The organism is Psychrobacter sp. 5A.1, assembly GCF_030407455.1.
Classification (GTDB): domain Bacteria; phylum Pseudomonadota; class Gammaproteobacteria; order Pseudomonadales; family Moraxellaceae; genus Psychrobacter.
In genome coordinates this window covers 1-18848 of sequence record NZ_JASDDJ010000014.1, presented here as the reverse complement: position 1 = coordinate 18848, position 18848 = coordinate 1, and the positions used below count along the sequence as shown (strand labels likewise).

16 protein-coding genes are annotated in these 18848 nt (G+C 39.5%); all 16 read left to right on the top strand.

The genetic code is table 11. The features are described 5' to 3' along the window. Nucleotides 1-95 precede the first annotated feature (95 nt). Entirely contained in the window at nt 96-731 is a 636-nt protein-coding gene (locus QL982_RS04865; RefSeq protein ID WP_290164733.1) for a hypothetical protein, read from the top strand. Nucleotides 732-936: 205 nt separating this feature from the next. Further along, nucleotides 937-1641, top strand: coding sequence for a hypothetical protein (locus QL982_RS04860; protein WP_290164732.1), 705 nt, complete (start codon nt 937-939; stop codon nt 1639-1641). A gap of 931 nt (nt 1642-2572) precedes the next feature. Next, nucleotides 2573-3679 carry a polysaccharide biosynthesis/export family protein gene (locus QL982_RS04855; RefSeq protein WP_290164730.1) on the top strand — a complete coding sequence of 369 codons (1107 nt, stop codon included), beginning with the start codon at nt 2573-2575 and terminating at the stop codon, nt 3677-3679. A gap of 24 nt (nt 3680-3703) precedes the next feature. Next, entirely contained in the window at nt 3704-4135 is a 432-nt protein-coding gene (locus QL982_RS04850; protein ID WP_290164729.1) for a low molecular weight protein-tyrosine-phosphatase, read from the top strand. Between the two features lie 74 nt (nt 4136-4209). Further along, entirely contained in the window at nt 4210-6513 is a 2304-nt protein-coding gene (locus QL982_RS04845; RefSeq protein ID WP_290164728.1) for a polysaccharide biosynthesis tyrosine autokinase, read from the top strand. Nucleotides 6514-6599: 86 nt separating this feature from the next. Further along, nucleotides 6600-8588, top strand: coding sequence for a nucleoside-diphosphate sugar epimerase/dehydratase (locus tag QL982_RS04840; protein ID WP_290164727.1), 1989 nt, complete (start codon nt 6600-6602; stop codon nt 8586-8588). 9 nt (nt 8589-8597) lie between these two features. Then, nucleotides 8598-9728 carry a UDP-N-acetylglucosamine 2-epimerase (non-hydrolyzing) gene (gene wecB / locus QL982_RS04835; protein WP_290164726.1) on the top strand — a complete coding sequence of 377 codons (1131 nt, stop codon included), beginning with the start codon at nt 8598-8600 and terminating at the stop codon, nt 9726-9728. A gap of 13 nt (nt 9729-9741) precedes the next feature. After that, nucleotides 9742-10998, top strand: coding sequence for a UDP-N-acetyl-D-mannosamine dehydrogenase (gene wecC, locus QL982_RS04830; protein ID WP_290164725.1), 1257 nt, complete (start codon nt 9742-9744; stop codon nt 10996-10998). A gap of 141 nt (nt 10999-11139) precedes the next feature. Beyond that, entirely contained in the window at nt 11140-12321 is a 1182-nt protein-coding gene (locus QL982_RS04825; RefSeq protein WP_290190188.1) for a UDP-N-acetylglucosamine 4,6-dehydratase, read from the top strand. A gap of 7 nt (nt 12322-12328) precedes the next feature. Then, a complete protein-coding gene (locus tag QL982_RS04820) occupies nt 12329-13474 on the top strand; it encodes a LegC family aminotransferase (protein ID WP_290165515.1) in 1146 nt (381 codons plus the stop codon). 1 nt (nt 13475) lies between these two features. After that, on the top strand, nt 13476-14624 hold the full coding sequence (gene neuC / locus QL982_RS04815; RefSeq protein WP_290165517.1) for a UDP-N-acetylglucosamine 2-epimerase: 1149 nt from the start codon (nt 13476-13478) through the stop codon (nt 14622-14624). Between the two features lie 3 nt (nt 14625-14627). Beyond that, the gene (neuB, locus tag QL982_RS04810) at nt 14628-15701 is read left to right on the top strand and encodes an N-acetylneuraminate synthase (RefSeq protein ID WP_290165519.1); all 1074 of its coding nucleotides are present in this window, start codon (nt 14628-14630) and stop codon (nt 15699-15701) included. Next, nucleotides 15694-16341, top strand: coding sequence for an acetyltransferase (locus QL982_RS04805; protein WP_290165521.1), 648 nt, complete (start codon nt 15694-15696; stop codon nt 16339-16341). The genes neuB and QL982_RS04805 overlap by 8 nt, the downstream gene beginning before the upstream one ends. A 2-nt stretch (nt 16342-16343) precedes the next feature. Further along, complete coding sequence (locus QL982_RS04800) at nt 16344-17396, top strand: nucleotidyltransferase family protein (RefSeq protein ID WP_290165523.1); 1053 nt, start codon at nt 16344-16346, stop codon at nt 17394-17396. Next, on the top strand, nt 17393-18094 hold the full coding sequence (pseF, locus tag QL982_RS04795; protein WP_290165525.1) for a pseudaminic acid cytidylyltransferase: 702 nt from the start codon (nt 17393-17395) through the stop codon (nt 18092-18094). Before QL982_RS04800 ends, pseF begins: the two co-directional genes overlap by 4 nt. A 111-nt stretch (nt 18095-18205) precedes the next feature. Continuing rightward, nucleotides 18206-18848 (top strand): hypothetical protein (locus tag QL982_RS04790; RefSeq protein WP_290190187.1); only part of this gene is annotated, 643 nt, incomplete at its 3' end.

Sequence of the window (18848 nt, the reverse complement as noted above, 5' to 3'; positions counted from 1 at the left end):
ACTCCGACAACCTCATTTGTGCCTGATTTTTTGCCTATTTGGGCGTATATCATACTTTTTCGTCGGAGTTACAGGAGTCTAAGGTGTTCAATATCATGAGCCATATTTCTAATCAATCCAAATATACCCGTCGTTATCATCCTCGTCATTCTCTCGCGCAATATATGATCAATCAAATAGAGTCGCTTGAGTTGCGCCCGCAAGATATCGTCAAGCAAATGGGCTATCCCCTCAAGCACACCATACCTGCCTATGACCGTCTGCGCCACGTGCTGTCGAATAAGTATCTAGGGCTTGATGGTAGCTATATGGATAAATATTTTACGTCTGACGAGTTTTTGGCCACGCTATTTTCCATACTTGAGATACCGTATCAGCTATTTGCAGAGGATATCGCTCAGATTAAAGATGACTTAGCGAATTATCCAAACACCTTACCCAAATATAGCTTACGAGCCGATGTGGATTTTACCTTTACGAGTGGTGCGAATTGGATGTCTCGTAGCGCAGCTTCACGTTTTGTGGAAGTACATTTGCCTAACGACTTTTCCACATTAGATGAGTCTGCGCGTGAGTCTGTGATTCAAGACAGCATCTGCGAGCATTATCAGCAGTATGAGGGCGGTGCGTCCTACGACGCTGTCATCAAAAGCTATCGATTGACTATTGAACAAAATAACCATGTGATTGATTCTGCCGAGTATGGGCTACCAAAATCCAGCAGTATCTGAGAGACTGTGACTGTCTGAGCAGGGTGACAAGTGAATCGTGTCTGGCTCTATAACCGTATATCTAAAATTGTCTGAATAAGAGACAATACGCTCATAGACTCTGAGGCACTATGACATCGAAAAACAGCAGTGTGCTTAGGGATTCTTAGCGATTGGAAATCATAGATATTTAACAAATTTAACTCAAGTAAAAAGGCAGTGCCGAATGACCCAACATAACCCGTATAATTTTTTACCTTTGCAGTCTACCGGTAGAAACGAGACTGATACTGCTAATACCTATGCTCCTGAAGACATGATTAAAATATACGAGCAGCAGTTCCTCATTCCTGTGCCTGAAGAAAAGCTGACCGAGTTTTTGCCAGCGCTAAAAGCATTCTATGACATTGATAATAATACCTTAGACATCAGTGCCATTATTTATGATGCCATTGCTGATTCTTGTATTATTTACAATCACAAAGTCAAAGTCGGTGACTATCAAATACTAGGTGAATTGATCGAAGAAGCGATTGAATACGATGAAGATAATAAAGACGATGCCGGCATTGAAGATAAAGAAATGCAAGCCTATACATTAGAATGTCAGCGTACTTTTTTTATTAATGACGTCGAAATGATTTATCATTTTAATTTATTTATTTATGGCGATGGTTATTCTACTTTAACCAAAAAAGAAACTATTTTAGAAAAAATGTATTGGTTCGTTAGGGGAAGATTCGAAGAAGATTTGTTAGATGCCTCTGAAGATAATGACAGTTTAGATTCCATCAATGAGCAGCTAGATGGCGTAGGTATTCACGCAATGGATCTGACGACCATAGATGAGATAGTCAGCTATGTAGAAGGCAGCATCATAGATGATGCAATGGTGGACGAGCTGAATCAGTTATTGGATGATGCTGAATAGCCTGTAAGATAAGCTAGGGCATGTCATTGTTTGATCACCATTTAAATGACGATTGATTGAATGGATGGCATGGCTTAGCAGAGTGAGCAATCACTAAAAGAATCGACTCGAAAAAACCTTTATCTGTCTTAAAAATATGTTAAAAGCCTCACTACTCTTATTATGAGTAGTGAGGCTTTTAACATATTTGGCGTGGGAACAGAGACTAGTGAACACAGTGAAGGGCAATCAGAGAAAGGTAAAGAAGCCGTTGCTTTTTATGCCAAAGACGTTGATGATATGGAAAATATAGCCATCGTTAAGCCAAAATAAAAATAGTAGATAGGGGCAATAATGTTCTATTGGTATAGGCGATTCTCTATAAATTGGGTACGGCGTCAGTCTCGCTTAGCCTACTATTTGTCGTACTTTCACGCGGATTTCTTATATCCAAATTATATTGAACCGACGATATCAATTCTTGGTAGATGCTGTCGGTACAGGTACAGCAAGAACAGTCTATACCAGTCACGCAGCCATAGCGTGGTGCATCTATTCTATTCAGCACGTAGGCTGGGTGTCGATATTATCGTTGCTAGAGCGTGTCCTCAATTAAGCCAAATACGACCTACTGTAATAGCAATAATATCGAGTCGTCTGTCTAAGAAATCGATTATTTTATTCCCCAGCCAAGCGCAATTAAACAGGCAATAATAAAAGATATTATAAGGGCTTGATTAAAGTGTTAAAACCATAACTCTAATTGTAAATAGAGTATAGGATACGTATAATTGTGCTAGAATAGGTTTTTTTTCGATACATGCGCTTCTTTTTGCATAAAACTTTTGTATAAAGCTTTATGCAAAATGGAGTCGTTTTTTTTGTATAACGATTATTTTTTGATAGCGACTGTTTATCGCGATATGTTGTTATGATTTGAAAGGTTTATATTATGCGACAGTCTTTTAAATTGTTGAGTGCATCAAGTTTACTACTTATGATGTTGTGGTCTACTGGGTGTGCCACGACGACCATTAACTCTGGTCTACAGGCTGGAGATTTGCCTCCAGTCGGGGATTTTACGGCAGCAAACGGGCTGCAGTTTAATATTCAGCCGCTCAGTTTAGCCACCTTACCAGTACCTCAGGTGACTCGTCCTAATAAAGATATTTATCAGCTCATTGCCAGCTCAAAAAAGACGGAATATCGAATTTCTCAAGGCGATATCCTTAGTATCAATTTAGTTGGCTATCCTGATATGACACCTACTACTGCCTCAAATAGTAGTAACCCTTATGCGTCAGGCTATCCAGTAGATCAGCAAGGCTTTGTACAGTTTCCTCTAGTAGGCAGAGTGAAGGCATCGGGTTTGAGTGTGCCTCAATTTACAGCATCCCTACAGAGCAAACTACAACGCTATCTGAAATACTCAGATCCACAAGTCAAAATTATTAATTATCGTGGTAATAAGTTTTTTATTGACGGTGACGTTAAACAACCGGGTGAGTTCGCGATTGATGATGCGCCAGTATCGCTATATAGCGCCATTTCAAGAGCTGGCGGCGCTACAGAAACTGGTGACTCAAATAGTATCGTTTTGAATCGTAATGGTCGTAATTATAATATTGGCTTACAAATGCTACGTCAGATAGGCTCATCGGGAAACCAGCTCTATATCCAAGATGGCGACTCCATTCATGTCAATAGCCAAAGCCGCAATACGGTCTATGTGTTAGGCGAGTTTGGACAAATCGAACCTGTGCCTATCTTAGAGCAAGGTCTGAGCCTAGCACAAGTACTGGGCAGTTCTAAAGGTTTGAATTCGGCCACTGCTAATGCAGCGAAAGTATATGTCGTGCGTGACAACCCAAGTTATCAGCATACCAATATTTATTATGTCGATATGCAAACTATTACCAATTTAGCACTCGCTAACCGTTTTGAGATGCAACCCAATGACATTCTTTATGTCGATCCAACAGGGTTAACGCGCTGGAATCGTGTTATCAGCTCGATATTACCGTCAACTTCTGCCATCAGATCTATCGCAACGTTATAGCGATAAATACAGGTATTTAGCATTATGGCTTTTGATAATATTTTGGTGGTCTGCGTAGGCAATATTTGTCGTAGTCCTATCGCTGCCGCGCTATTAAAGCAGCAATATCCGCAAAAACACATTGACTCTGCTGGACTTTCAGCTGTTGTTGGTAATCCAGTCGATCCCAATTCGCAAGAAATCATGGATCCATATGATATAAGCATGTCGGATCATATTGCGAAGCAAATTACTGAAGAATTAACAGCGAGTGCAGACATCATATTGACGATGTCGGCCAATCAGAGTAAATGGATAGAAGAGCGTTGGCCACATTGTCGTGGTAAGACATTTCGGATTGGTCACTGGATCGATAAAGATATTGCCGATCCTTACAAGCATGAAAAATCAGCATTTGAGACCGCGCGGCAAGACATTGTTTCTAGCCTTGAGCAATGGACTGATAAAATTAGCTAAGCGTTTGTTATTGAGAGCTCGGTATCGAGCTGCTAAATAGTGAGCCATTACCTTAATATAATGAATAAACCGTTATGACTATAGATTCACAAAACACTTCCAAAAAGACTATTGAAAAAGACGATGATGAAATCGACCTAATGGCACTGCTTTGGGTGCTGTTACGTGGCTGGAAGGTCGTGGTGTTCTTTGCATTGCTAGGGTTAATCATTGGTATTTTGTATAGCCGATATGTCAATCCTACCTTTAAGTCAGACGCGATGATACAAATCGAAGAAAACAGTCAAGGTATTGCCGCATTGGGTGAGAGTATCTCGGATTTGGTTGGTTCTGAGGTGAGCAAAGCGCAGACAGAAGCTGAACTCATCAGATCGCGGATGATCTTGGAGCCAGTTGTCAAGCTACTGCATTTGCGCATTGAGTTGGGCAATCCCAATATTGATGCGATCGACAGAATAAAAGCCAATCACATCGATACTCAAATGAATACTCCAAAAGGGGTGTCCTTAAAAAGTGAGGAAGGACGTGTACAAGTCAGTCAATTTGAAGTCTCACGTGCTTATCTGAACCGTACGTTTACTTTGACCAAAACCAAGACAGGCTTTGTACTAACAGATGGCTTTGATGACTTTGAGGGTCAAATTGGTCAGGCGCATAAGTTCCGTGGTACTGATGGTCAGGTATATATCACGGTGAATGAGCTACCGAGCGAGAACTATCCGATCACTATCACTAAGCAATCATTAAAAGCAACCATAGATGATGTCAATAGCGCGCTGTCAGTCGTTGAACAAGGCAAGCAGACGGGCATTATTAAGCTGTCTATGACGGGCAGCAGTCAGGAACAAGTCACTAGCGTACTCAACCAAATCGTTCTCTCTTATATCGATCAGAACCAATCGCGTGGCTCAGAAGAGACCACCAGAACGCTCACGTTTATGCAAACTCAGATACCAGCGCTAAAAGATAAGCTAGAGAACTCTGAGTCGATTTTTAACGAGTTTCGTAAAAAGTATGGCACTATCGATGTGGCCAAAGAAGCAGAGCTGCTGTTGACTGAAAATTCGCAAATCGATACGCAGCTCAATGAGCTGAAACTCAAAAAAGCAGATCTGACCACTTACTATACTAATGAGCATCCGCTAGTCGTACAAATCAATGAGCAGCTAACAGTGCTGAACAGCCGAAAGCGAGAGATTGATAATACGATCGCTGACTTACCTGAGATTCAAAGAGAGTTTTTGAAATTGTCAGAAGACACAGCGATCAATAGAGAGATTTACCTCACACTACTCAAAAATTATGAGCAGCTTAAAATAGTCAAGGCTGGCCAAATCGGTTTTGCACGTATTATCGATTTGCCAATTAATACCTATAAAGCCATCGCACCCAAAAAACTACAAATCATCGTTTTGGCATTATTATTGGGCGGTATGCTGGGTACGATGCTAGTACTGTTAAAGAATCTACTTAGAAATGTGGTCAAAGACCCTGAAAGTATAGAAGGTAAAACCGGCGTACCAGTGGTTGCCACGATACCGCGCTCTCCCTTACTATCGAGAATTGGCAAGAACAAGCAAGCTGGCAAACGCTTATTGGCTCACTTAGATCATAACAGCTTGAGCTATGAAGCGATAAAGAGCCTTAGAACGAGTCTGATGTTCTCTATGCCAAAACAAGCCAATACGCTGACGGCATTTGAAAAAACGAACGATAGTAATGAGCTCCAAGTCGGTCAGCAAGCGAGAGTTATCTTAATCACGGGTGAGAGTCCAGGTGTTGGTAAATCATTTATTAGTGCTAATTTATCAGAGGTTTTTGCCCAGTTAAATAAGAAGGTATTGGTTATAGATGCGGATATGCGCTTAGGCGAGCTGCATAAACTCTTCAATTTGAGTCAAGACCAAGGCTTAGCTGATTATCTGACTGAAGGTAGCAGCCGTTTGGCCAAAACTGATGACGCATCTCCAGCACTCACCTCTAGCGAGTTAAATGTCGAGAGCTTTATTCATTCGACGGGTATGGATGGTATTGACTTTATGCCACGTGGCCGACACCCTCATAATCCTGTGTCGCTACTGATGAGTGATAGGTTCGCTCAGTTGATGACAGCCCTAAAAACGCATTACGATTATATCGTTATTGATTCACCACCTATACTCGCTGCCTCAGATGCCATCATCTTAGCGCAGAATGCAGATAAAGTGTTGATGGTTACTCGCTACGATAAATCGATAGAAGGCCAAGTTGTTTATGCGGTCAAGCAGATGCATAAAGCCAATATACAAGTAGACGGTATTATTCTTAACGATGTTCAACAAGGTCCGATGGACAAGTACAGTTATCATTATAGTTATGCTTATGGCGATACTCAGTAACCCATAGGCAATGATGAATAAGAAGTAAGCAAGCATTTAAAGACGCTTTATCTTTGGTTTCGGTAACAGTTAAATAGTTGAAAGTTATGTCGATACAGTCAAACGAGAATGATAGCTATCGTTCTTCACACAGCAATCAACATCAACAAGCTAAGGCCAAAAAATCTTGGCTATATGGACGTGCGCAGCAGTTACTATCGCTGCCACGTATGGTCAAGCGCATTATATTGATGAGTGCTGACTTGCTAATGTCAATGCTGTGTTTATATCTGGCATTGGCATTGCGATATGGTTATATGGCCAATCATATCAGTCCTGCGGCGCTGTTCTTTTACGCGATCATTCCTGTCATTGGCTTATTTGCTATTGGCTTCTATAAAGGGGTATCACGAGTCTTTTTTGATGCGGTAATGCGTCAGGTGTTGCAGTTATTTGTGTTACTCATTTTAGCCTATCAGCTGATTATCTTTTTGGACTGGTTACCGACAATACCGCGCTCAACGCCGATTATTTATCTGTTCTTATTGTTTATTTGGTTATGGAACAGTCGTTTAACCATCAAAGAGTTACTGGCACGTTGGCAGGGTAAGCCTCACAGTCGTAGTAAACGCTATGGGCAATACGAGAATATCATTATTTATGGTGCAGGGGCAGCAGGTAAAGAGCTGTTTGAGGCACTACACTATTCTCACAAGTATCATATTGTCGGTTTTATTGATGATAATACTCAGCTTAGCGGCGCTCATTTTGCGGGTAAGAAAATATACCATGCCAGTGAATTGCTCGAAGTGGTCAAGCACTTAAAAGTGGCGCAGGTGTTTTTGGCCCTGCCATCTGTTAGTCTCACTCATCGGCGGCAGATTATTGATAAATTGGCTGATGTATCGGTGAAGATTAAGCAACTGCCAAGCTTACAAGAGATTGCTGATGAAAAAGTGACTGTTAGCACGATGCGTCAGGTGAATATCCTTGATGTACTAAACAGACAGACGGTCGAGCCTGAACAGCATTTGTTACAACAGAATATCACAGGTAAGTGTGTGCTAGTCACTGGTGCTGGTGGCTCTATCGGTAGCGAGTTATGTCGCCAGATCATCAAAAATCAGCCGCACTGCCTAGTATTGTACGAACTATCAGAGTATGCGCTATATAGTATCCATCAAGAGCTAATCGCCACAGTTGCGAGCAAAGAATGCTATGCAGGTATTGAGGTGATTGCTGTTATTGGTAATGTGACCAATGAAGCCAATCTGACACGGGTACTCAACGACTATAGTATTCAAACAGTCTATCATGCAGCCGCTTATAAGCATGTGCCTATTGTTGAGCACAATCCGTTTGAGGGTGTCATCAATAATACCAAAGGCACGTATCACTGTGCTCGAGCAGCGATAGCGGCCAACGTCGAAACTTTTGTATTGATCTCTACTGACAAAGCAGTCAGACCGACCAATGTAATGGGTGCATCCAAACGCTTAGCGGAGCTGGTCTGTCAAGGTTTAAGCCAAGAGCTTAGCCAAACATCAGACCGTCAAACACGTATCAGCATGGTGCGATTCGGTAATGTGCTGGGTTCATCAGGCTCGGTTGTGCCATTATTTACCAAGCAGATAGAGCAGGGTAAGCCTATCACAGTGACCCATCCAGATGTCACTCGCTACTTTATGACGATACCAGAAGCGGCAAATTTGGTGATTCAAGCAGGGGCGATGGCGAGGGGTGGCGAGGTCTTTGTTCTGGATATGGGCGCTCCAGTGAAGATCGTTGATTTGGCTCGGCGCATGATACATTTGAGTGGCTATGAGACAAAAGACGGCGATCATCCAAATGGCGATATAGAGATTGTGTTTACGGGTCTGAGACCGGGTGAGAAACTATATGAAGAGCTAATCATCGGTGAGGATAATGTACAGAAAACGTCTCATCCGCTCATCATGCAAGCGATGGAGCATTGTTTTCCACTGATGGATATTGAAGAAACGCTATCTCAGCTTGTTGACAAGGCTGAAGATCATGATGTGACATGGCTTAAGCAGCAGTTCAAGGTCTATGTTGAGGGTTATAAATCAAACTAAGGAGTTACTATGCAAAAAATACTTTTAGTATTTGGTACGCGTCCTGAAGCTATTAAAATGGCGCCTTTGGCACTATCGCTAAAAAAATCAAGTGCAGACTTTGAAACAAAGGTATGTGTGACAGGTCAGCATAGAGAAATGCTTGATCAAGTTCTAAATCTATTTGAGTTAGAGCCAGACTTTGACTTAAATTTAATGAAACCAGGCCAAACATTAGCCGATATTACTTCTGGTGTACTACAAGGGCTGAATAAGGTTTTTGACGATTGGACGCCTGATATTATATTGGTGCATGGTGATACTGCGACTACTTTTGCTGCTTCATTAGCAGGATATTATCATAAAATTAAAATTGGTCACATTGAAGCTGGGCTACGTACAGGTAATATATACTCTCCATGGCCTGAGGAAGCTAACCGTAAGTTGACAAGCGTGCTAACGACCTATCATTTTGCTCCGACGCAAACATCGTATGATAATTTGATCAAAGAAAATATTGATCCTATTAATATTGTCATTACAGGCAATACAGTGATTGATGCTTTATTAAGTGTCAAGAAGAAAGTTGAAACAGATCAAAATATTACAACACTGTTTAAACAGCAGTTTGATTTTTTAGATGATAATAAAAAATTAATCTTGGTCACTGGTCATCGTCGAGAGAACTTTGGTCAAGGATTTGAGAATATTTGCCTAGCACTGGCTAATATTGCGCAAAAAAATCCAGAAGTGCAAATCGTTTATCCTGTGCACTTAAACCCTAATGTGCAGCAGCCCGTTAATGAATTGCTAACTGGAATTGATAATATAAAATTGATTGAGCCCCAAGACTATCTACCATTTGTATATCTTATGAATAAAAGTTATCTGATTTTGACAGATTCAGGTGGTATACAAGAAGAAGCCCCTTCTTTAGGTAAACCTGTATTGGTAATGCGTGATACTACTGAACGACCAGAGGCTGTGTCAGCAGGTACTGTAAAATTGGTAGGCACTGATCCTACTGTGATTGAAAATTCAGTTATTGAGTTGATAGAAAACAAAGATTTATATAAGAAAATGACAGAAGCGTATAACCCTTATGGTGACGGTACTGCGTGTGATCAAATTATTCGCTTTTTAACAACTAAAACGGTTTAGGTAATAACTATAAATGCAAAATACTAAATTTAATACTATCTGTGTGATTGGACTAGGTTATATAGGCTTGCCTACAGCTGCTACCTTTGCTGCTCATGGGGTTACAGTCACGGGTGTCGATGTTAATGAATATGCAGTTGATATGATCAATCAAGGTAAAGTGCATATTGTTGAACCTGACCTAGATACTTTGGTGCGAGACGTAGTGGCAGAAGGCAAGTTGTTCGCACAGACTACTCCAGTGGCAGCAGATGCTTATATCGTCGCCGTACCTACTCCATTTCAAGGCAATCATGATCCAGATTTAAAATATATTGAGGCTGCCTCCAAAGCATTAGCTCCTTTCTTAACTGCAGGCAATCTAGTAATTTTAGAGTCAACCTCTCCAGTAGGCGCTACTGAGCAAATGGCCGAATGGCTAAGCGAAGTCAGACCAGATCTAAGCTTTCCTCAGCAAGCGGGCGAACAAGCAGATGTTATGATAGCGCATTGTCCTGAACGTGTCTTGCCAGGCAAAATACTACAAGAGTTGATCAGTAATGATCGTATCGTAGGAGGAATGACAAAAAAATGCTCTCAAGCGGCTTGTGATTTATATAACATATTTGTAGAAGGCAGCTGCGTGACGACGAATGCTCGTAGCGCTGAAATGTGTAAGCTGACTGAAAACTCCTTCCGTGATGTTAATATTGCCTTTGCCAATGAGCTGTCTATTATTTGTGACAAACTGGATATAGATGTATGGGAGCTCATTAGATTAGCCAATCGTCACCCTAGAGTAGATATCTTACAACCAGGGCCTGGTGTTGGTGGGCATTGTATCGCTGTAGATCCTTGGTTTATCGTATCTAAAACACCAGATGAAGCTAGGCTTATTCGCACTGCACGTGAAGTGAATGAAAGCAAGCCTGAATGGGTGGTTGCAAAAGTTAATGAAAAGGTAATTGAGTTCTTGGCTGATAACCCTACTAAGACTATTAAGGATGTCACAGTGGCTTGTTACGGTTTAGCGTTTAAGCCAAATATTGATGATTTACGTGAAAGTCCTGCTTTGAGTATTGCAATAAATCTTGCCGAGCAGGGTCTAAATGTTTTGGCAGTGGAGCCTAATATTTTTAAACTGCCTGAAGAACTAAAAAGTAAACTTACCTTAACTGAGTACGATAATGTGGTAGTTGATGCAGATATATCATTATTATTGGTTTCTCACAATGAATTTAGTAGATTAAACAAAGGAAATAGTACTTGGATAAATTTTATTCAATCTTAGAAGTATGCAATATACATAACACCTATTTATTATGTTTTGTCATTATTAAGACTATAAATGATTGAATAATAAATGTATGGTCTACTGGCAATAGAATTTTTAGTCGGAAACATACTAAAATGCTCTTGTAAAGGAACAAACATGCTTAATCTTATCGGCAGAAATCAACCATTATTTTTATTTGATATTAGTAATAAAGAACAGGAATTAAGGAAAGTTGTCTCTAATTCACGCTTTTTAGTACTGGGTGGCGCAGGTTCAATTGGCCAGGCAGTTACTAAAGAAATCTTTAAGCGTAATCCTCAAAAGCTGCACGTTGTCGACATCAGTGAAAATAATTTAGCTGAGTTGGTTCGAGATGTTCGTAGTTCATTTGGCTATATCGACGGTGACTTCCAAACTTTCGCACTGGATATAGGTTCAGTTGAATATGATGTCTTTATTAAAGCAGATGGTCAGTTTGACTATGTATTAAACCTATCCGCATTAAAACATGTTCGCAGTGAAAAAGATCCTTATACCTTAATGCGTATGATTGATGTCAATATTTTTAATACTGATAAAACACTACAACAATCGATAGATGCTGGGGTGAACAAATACTTTTGTGTGTCCACAGATAAAGCAGCTAACCCTGTAAATATGATGGGCGCTTCAAAACGTATTATGGAAATGTTTCTAATGCGTCGTAGTCTAGAAATTGATATCTCTACGGCTCGCTTTGCCAATGTAGCATTCTCTGATGGATCCTTATTACATAGCTTTAATCAGCGTATTGAAAAACGCCAACCCATTGTTGCACCTAATGACATTAAAGGATATTTCGTGACCCCTCAGGAGTCTGGTGAGTTGTGTTTGATGTCTTGTATTTTTGGTGAAAATAGAGACATTTTCTTTCCCAAGTTAAGCGAAAACCTACATCTTATTTCTTTTGCAGATATTGCTATCAAGTACTTAGAACAAAAAGGCTATGAAGCAGTGTTATGTAGTAATGAAGATGAGGCACGCGAGCTTGCTAGAACGCTTCCCGAACAAGGTAAATGGCCCTGTTTATTCACAGGTAGCGATACTACTGGCGAAAAAGACTTCGAAGAGTTCTTTACCGAGAATGAAGTGTTGGATATGCAGCTATTTAATAATCTTGGTGTCATTAAGAATGAAGCGATCTTTGATTCTGGCTTACTTACAGAGTTTGAAACCAACATTCAAAATATGAGAGACAAACGTGCTTGGGACAAACAGTCTATTGTTGATCTTTTTTTTAAAATGATTCCAGATTTTGGCCATAAAGAAACTGGAAAATACCTTGATGGTAAAATGTGAGAATAATATGCAAACGGAACTTATAAAATTAGTCCGAAACATTTACTCGACTAATGAATTCATACCCTTACATGCGCCTAGTTTTTCGGGTAACGAACAGAAGTATGTCACAGAAACCATAACCAGTACCTTCGTTTCAAGTATTGGAAAGTTTGTGGATGAGTTTGAACAAAAAATTCAACAAGTAACTGGGTCGGCAAAAGCTATAGCGACTGTCAATGGTACTGCTGCACTTCACTCAGCATTATATTTAGCAGATGTAAGAGCGGGCGACCTAGTGATCACGCAAGCATTGACTTTTATTGCCACTTGCAATGCCTTATATCATATGGGTGCCAAGCCTATCTTTATCGATATAGAACGTAAAGCATTTGGCCTATGCCCTGTAGCTACAGAGCAATGGCTCTCTGAAAATGCTTTTATAGACGAACAAGGTCAGTGTCGACACAAAGATAGCCAAGCTACTATCAAAGCAGTCATGCCAATGCATACCTTTGGTCATCCTGCGCAAATTGACGAATTATTAGCAGTCTGCCAAAATTGGAACCTAACTTTAATTGAAGATGCAGCTGAGAGCTTAGGCTCGTATTACAAAGGCAAGCATACAGGTACCTTAGGACGTTTCGGCGCCTTGAGTTTTAATGGCAATAAAGTCATTACTACGGGTGGTGGTGGTATGATTCTATGCCAGAATCAAGAAGATGGTTTTAGAGCAAAACATATCACTACTACAGCAAAAGTTCCTCATCCTTATGAATTTTATCATGATGAGGCAGGATTTAACTACCGTATGCCTAATCTGAATGCAGCATTAGGTTGTGCACAAATCGAACTGTTAGAAGCAAAGCTTGCTAGCAAACGTCTTATAGCAGAGCAGTATTTACAGTTCTTTGAAAACACTGATTACTGTTTTGTAGTGGAGCCTGAATATGCTCATTCTAACTATTGGCTAAATGCTGTCGTTTGTCCTGATGCAAGCGCGCGCGACTCTTTGTTAGAGACTACTAATAAGCAAGGTGTTATGACTCGCCCCGTCTGGCAATTAATGCATCGCTTACCTATGTTTTCTAATGAGTTAAAAGGTGATTTAATCAACTCTGAATGGGCAGAGGCTCGACTAGTCAATTTACCTAGTTCTCCTATTGGTATCTAATATGAAAAAAATTGCTGTATTTACAGGTACTCGTGCAGAATACGGGCTCTTATATTGGTTATTAAAAGATATTCAGGCTCACCCATCTTTAGAATTACAATTACTCGTATCAGCGATGCATTTATCACCCGAATTCGGGATGACTTATAAGCAAATTGAGTCTGACGGATTTGAAATTACTGAAAAAGTAGAAATGCTGCTCTCTTCAGACTCTGCTGTTGGTACTGTAAAAAGCATGGGACTAGGAGTCATAGGCTTCGCAGATGCGTTGGAGCGTATGAAACCTGACTTAATGATTATCTTAGGAGATAGATTTGAAGCTCTAGCTGCCGCTCAATCTGCCATGATTTTGCGTGTGCCTATTGCTCACATTCATGGTGGTGAAATTACTGAAGGCGCTTATGATGATGCTATTCGTCATGCCATAACCAAGCTTAGCTTACTTCATTTTACATCTACAGATACTCATCGCAATCGAGTTATTCAGTTAGGTGAACATCCTAATCGTGTCTTCAATGTCGGCGCCGTAGGTCTTGATCACTTACTGCGTACTGAACTCATGTCAATTAAAGAGTTATCTGCTTCTCTAGACTTTAATTTAGATAAACCTTATTTTTTAGTCACTTATCATCCAGTAACCGCTGCATCTGAGCCAGTGAAAGAGTCCTTTTTAAACTTACTACAAGCACTGGATCAGTTCCCAAACCATCAAGTCATATTAACTTATCCAAATGCCGACGAAGGTGGTCGAGAAATAATCCCTTTACTTGAAAGCTATGCTGCAAAACAGCTAGAAAGAGTCTTAGCAATTACATCTTTGGGACAGAAGCGTTATTTGAGTGCTGTAAAGCATGCCCAAGCAGTGGTTGGTAATTCCTCTAGCGGTATCATAGAAGTTCCTTCCTTTAATATACCCACTATCAATATAGGTGAGCGCCAACGGGGGCGTATGGCAGCTGACAGTGTTATATCATGCCCTCCTACCACTCAAGCTATTTTTAAAGCACTAAATTTAGGCCTAAAAAACGATTTTTCCAAGGTAACTAATCCTTACGGCAAAGGACAAGCCTGTGAAGCCATATTAAGGGAAATCCTTAAAGCAGACTTATTTACTATAAAAAGCTTTTATGACCTACAAAAGGAGTTATAGATTATGGTTAAAATTATTGCAGAAGCTGGTGTTAACCATAATGGCAGCAAAGATTTAGCTTTTCAACTCGTCGATGCAGCTCATGCTGCAGGGGTAGATATTGTTAAATTCCAAACTTTCAAAGCAAAAAACTTAGTCACTAAAAGTGCTCAGCAGGCAGAGTATCAGGTTCAAAACACTGGTGTTACTGAGTCACAGTTTGATATGCTAAGCCGTTTAGAGCTTGATTATGACACTCATAAATCTCTAGTAGCACACTGTAAGAATCTAGGTATTGAATTTTTATCAACGGCCTTTGATAAAGAGAGTCTAGACTTCTTAGTCAATGATCTCAGTCTTAAAACCCTAAAAATTCCTTCTGGTGAGTTAACGAATGCACCTTTCGTGTTGGAGCACGCTCGTACTGGATGCGACTTAATTGTCTCTACAGGTATGGCAAATTTAGCGGAAATTGAAGCTGCTTTAGCAGTTATTGCTTTTGGATTAGTAGCTAATGATAGTCAGAATCCTAGCCAACAGGCTTTTGAAGAAGTCTATAATAGCGACATAGGACAGAAAGCTCTCAAACAAAAAGTCACAATTTTACACTGCACAACTGAGTATCCAGCACCTGTTAATGAAATCAATCTAAATGCTATGTCTACGTTAAGAAACACCTTTCATTTAGCAACAGGTTATTCTGATCATAGTGCCGGTATTACTATCCCTATAGCAGCTATAGCTTTGGGTGCCCAGCTTATTGAGAAACACTTTACTTTAGATAAATCAATGCCTGGTCCAGATCACAAGGCATCATTAGAGCCTGATGAACTAAAAGATATGGTCCAAGCGATTCGTGATGTTGAAATGGCCTTAGGCAATGGTATTAAAGGCCCTCAACCCTCTGAGATTAAAAATAAATCTGTAGCAAGAAAAAGCTTAGTTGCTGCTCAGTATATAAAGGCAGGTGATACTTATACAGAAAAAAATCTCACTATTAAACGTCCAGGTAATGGGATATCCCCGAATCTTTATTGGTCCCTATTAGGTAAAACAGCTAATCGAGACTATTTAGAGGGAGATTTGATTTATGTCTAAACCTTTAGTAGTTATTGGTTCGGGGGGGCATGCCTCTGTGATTGCTGATATTTTATTAAGTGAAGGTAGAACAGTAGTGGCGGCTGTATCTCCTGATGAAATAAAGGATAATAATCCATTAAAAGGTATAAAACGTTTAATGACTGATGTAAGCCTCCTAGATACCTACTCACCTGAAGAAGTTGATCTAGTGAACGGTCTCGGTTCTTTGCCTGACAATACATTAAGAACTAACCTGTTTGACTACTTTTCTAATTATGGCTATAAATTTCAGTCTGTCATAGCTCCATCTGCCATTATTGCAGGAGGGGTTAGACTGGAAGGTGGCGTACAAGTCATGCATGGTGCAATCATTCAAACAAATGCTAGTATAGGTAAAAACTGTATAATTAATAGCGGTTCAGTTGTTGAGCATGATTGTATAATTGGTGCGCACAATCATATAGCACCGAATGCCACTTTAAGTGGAGGTGTCGTTACAGGCGACCAAGTACATATAGGTACAGGAGCTAATATTATACAAGGCATCACAATTGGTCAAAGAGCTGTTATTGGTGCAGGATGTACAATAATAAAAGATGTAAAAGAGGGACAGGTAATTGTTCCAGCCCGTAACAGAATTATTCGAGAGGAGTGGTAAAAATGACTGATTGGCAAGATGTAGTACTAACACCTGCATCGAATATACGTGATGCTATGCGTACTCTCGATGAAACAGCGCTTCGAATTGCAATAGTTTGTGATGAAAATAAGAAGCTGTTAGGTACAGTGACTGACGGTGATATTCGTCGGGGACTACTAAAGAACTGTAACATGCAAGACTCTGTCAGTGCGGTAATGTATCAGAGTCCAAGAACTGTTACCCGCTCTCATACTCGTCAACAGCGCATAGAGATTATGGATCAATATGACCTTCTTGCACTTCCGATTGTTGATGATAAAAACCATTTAGTTGGCTTAGAAACTCTACATCAAGTTTTAAAGCCTAAAAAATGTGACAACCCTATTTTTATTATGGCAGGTGGCTTCGGTACTCGCCTTCGCCCTCTTACTGATAACTGTCCAAAACCAATGCTGCGCGTTGGTGATAAGCCAATGCTTGAGCACTTAATTAATCAATTTAGAGCATTGGGTTTTTACGACTTTTATATCTCTACTCATTATATGCCAGAAATTATCCATACACACTTTGGTGATGGCAGTGAATGGAATGTTAATATAACTTACATTCATGAGAGTACACCATTAGGTACTGGCGGTGCACTAGGTCTACTTCCTAAAAATCTACCAAAACTACCATTGATTATGATGAATGGTGACGTATTAACCAAAATTAATTTTACTGAGTTATTGAGTCATCATGAGTCAAATAACCTAGATGCCACTATGTGTGTTCGAGAAATGGAATACAAAATTTCTTATGGTGTCGTTGAAAGTGAGGATGGTCTGATTACTAATATGGTAGAGAAACCGACTTATCGTTATCATATTAATACGGGTATATATGTACTTAGTCCTGAATATGTTTCTTCTGTCAAACCAAACACTCAAATTGATTTACCGACTTTACTGGAGCAAAGAATAGATAAAGATAAAAAGGTCGGCATCTATACTACTCATGAGTATTGGTTAGATATTGGACAAATGACTGATTATCAGAAAGCTCAACAAGATATAAAAGGCTTTTACCAATGAAAATAGCTATCATTCCTGCTAGAGGAGGGAGTAAACGTCTACCAGGTAAAAATATAAAATTATTAGGTGGTAAGCCTTTGATAGCTTGGACGATTGAAGCCGCTATTAAAAGTAATGTTTTTGATCATGTTTTTGTTAGTACTGATAGTGAAGAAATTGCAAGAGTCTCTAGAGATTACGGTGCAAAAGTTCCTTACTTGAGGCCTGCGGAGTTAGCTAGTGACACAGCAACGACTAATGATGTGATTACACATTTAGTTGACTGGCTGGGAAAAAAAAATCTGATGCCTGTGTCTATAATATGCGTACTACAGCCAACTTCACCTTTTAGGAATGCTAGTCATATCATCGAAGCATTTGAAGAAAATAAGCAAAAATCTGCGAAAGCGATTGTTTCTGTATGTGAGCTTGAGCATCCTCTACAGTTATGCAATCAATTAGGATCTGATGGTTCGATGGTGAGTTTCATTCAGTATAAAGATATAAAAAGAACGCAGGATTATAAACCTACATATAGGTTGAATGGGGCGTTATATATTTTTGATAGAGAGTATGTAGGTAGGATGAGTGAATTATATAGTATGGGAACTTTTGCTTATATCATGGATTCTAAATCTTCTATCGATATTGATACTCTAGAGGATTTTGAATATGCTGAGTTTTTATTATCAAGATTTCACCATCTAATCGATATCTAACAGCTAATTAGTAGAAGGTTAAGCACGAAATTATTGTCAGATTAAGACACTTTATTTTCCAATATATTCGTAGCTGGCAATAAATAAATTTGTACCATATAGGCATATTAAATGAATCTGTTAATCGTGGAATCCCCTTTACAACTGCTTTGTGCATACGAAGCTATTAAATCAAATCCTGAAATGCCGTATAGATTGCTCTTACGCAACAATGGCAGAGGGTCAAACGATATCCACTTATACAACTGTGCAGATTCATTGCAATTAAATTATCAAACATTCTTACTAAGACCTGATTATTTTAAATATGACTTGCTAAAAAAATTACCTTTGATGCTTGATATATGTAGAAAAGAATATAATCAAGTCTATTTAGGTAGTTATTACTCTTCTTTTCTCCATGCTCTTAAGAGAGGCTTGAGAAGAGAAGAAACTTACTATTTAGATGATGGAGCTGCTACGCTAAGAGCGCAATTGGAACAGATGAAAGAAGTAAACAAAAAAATAAATTGGTTTACTTTTTTTAACATACTACCACTTCAAGGCCAAAAAATAAAACGGCATAGCTTTGAGAGTTTGAAGAAGACTTGTATTAAAGAGAAAAAGGTTGGTTCATACTTTATAGGGCAGCCTGTAGAAATAATGTCTGGATATACTAAAAATCAGTATTATAATGGCGTAAGTACTATTGCCCATAGATTTACAGAAGAATCACCTTTGCTATATATACCACATCGAATAGAGGATATTGAAC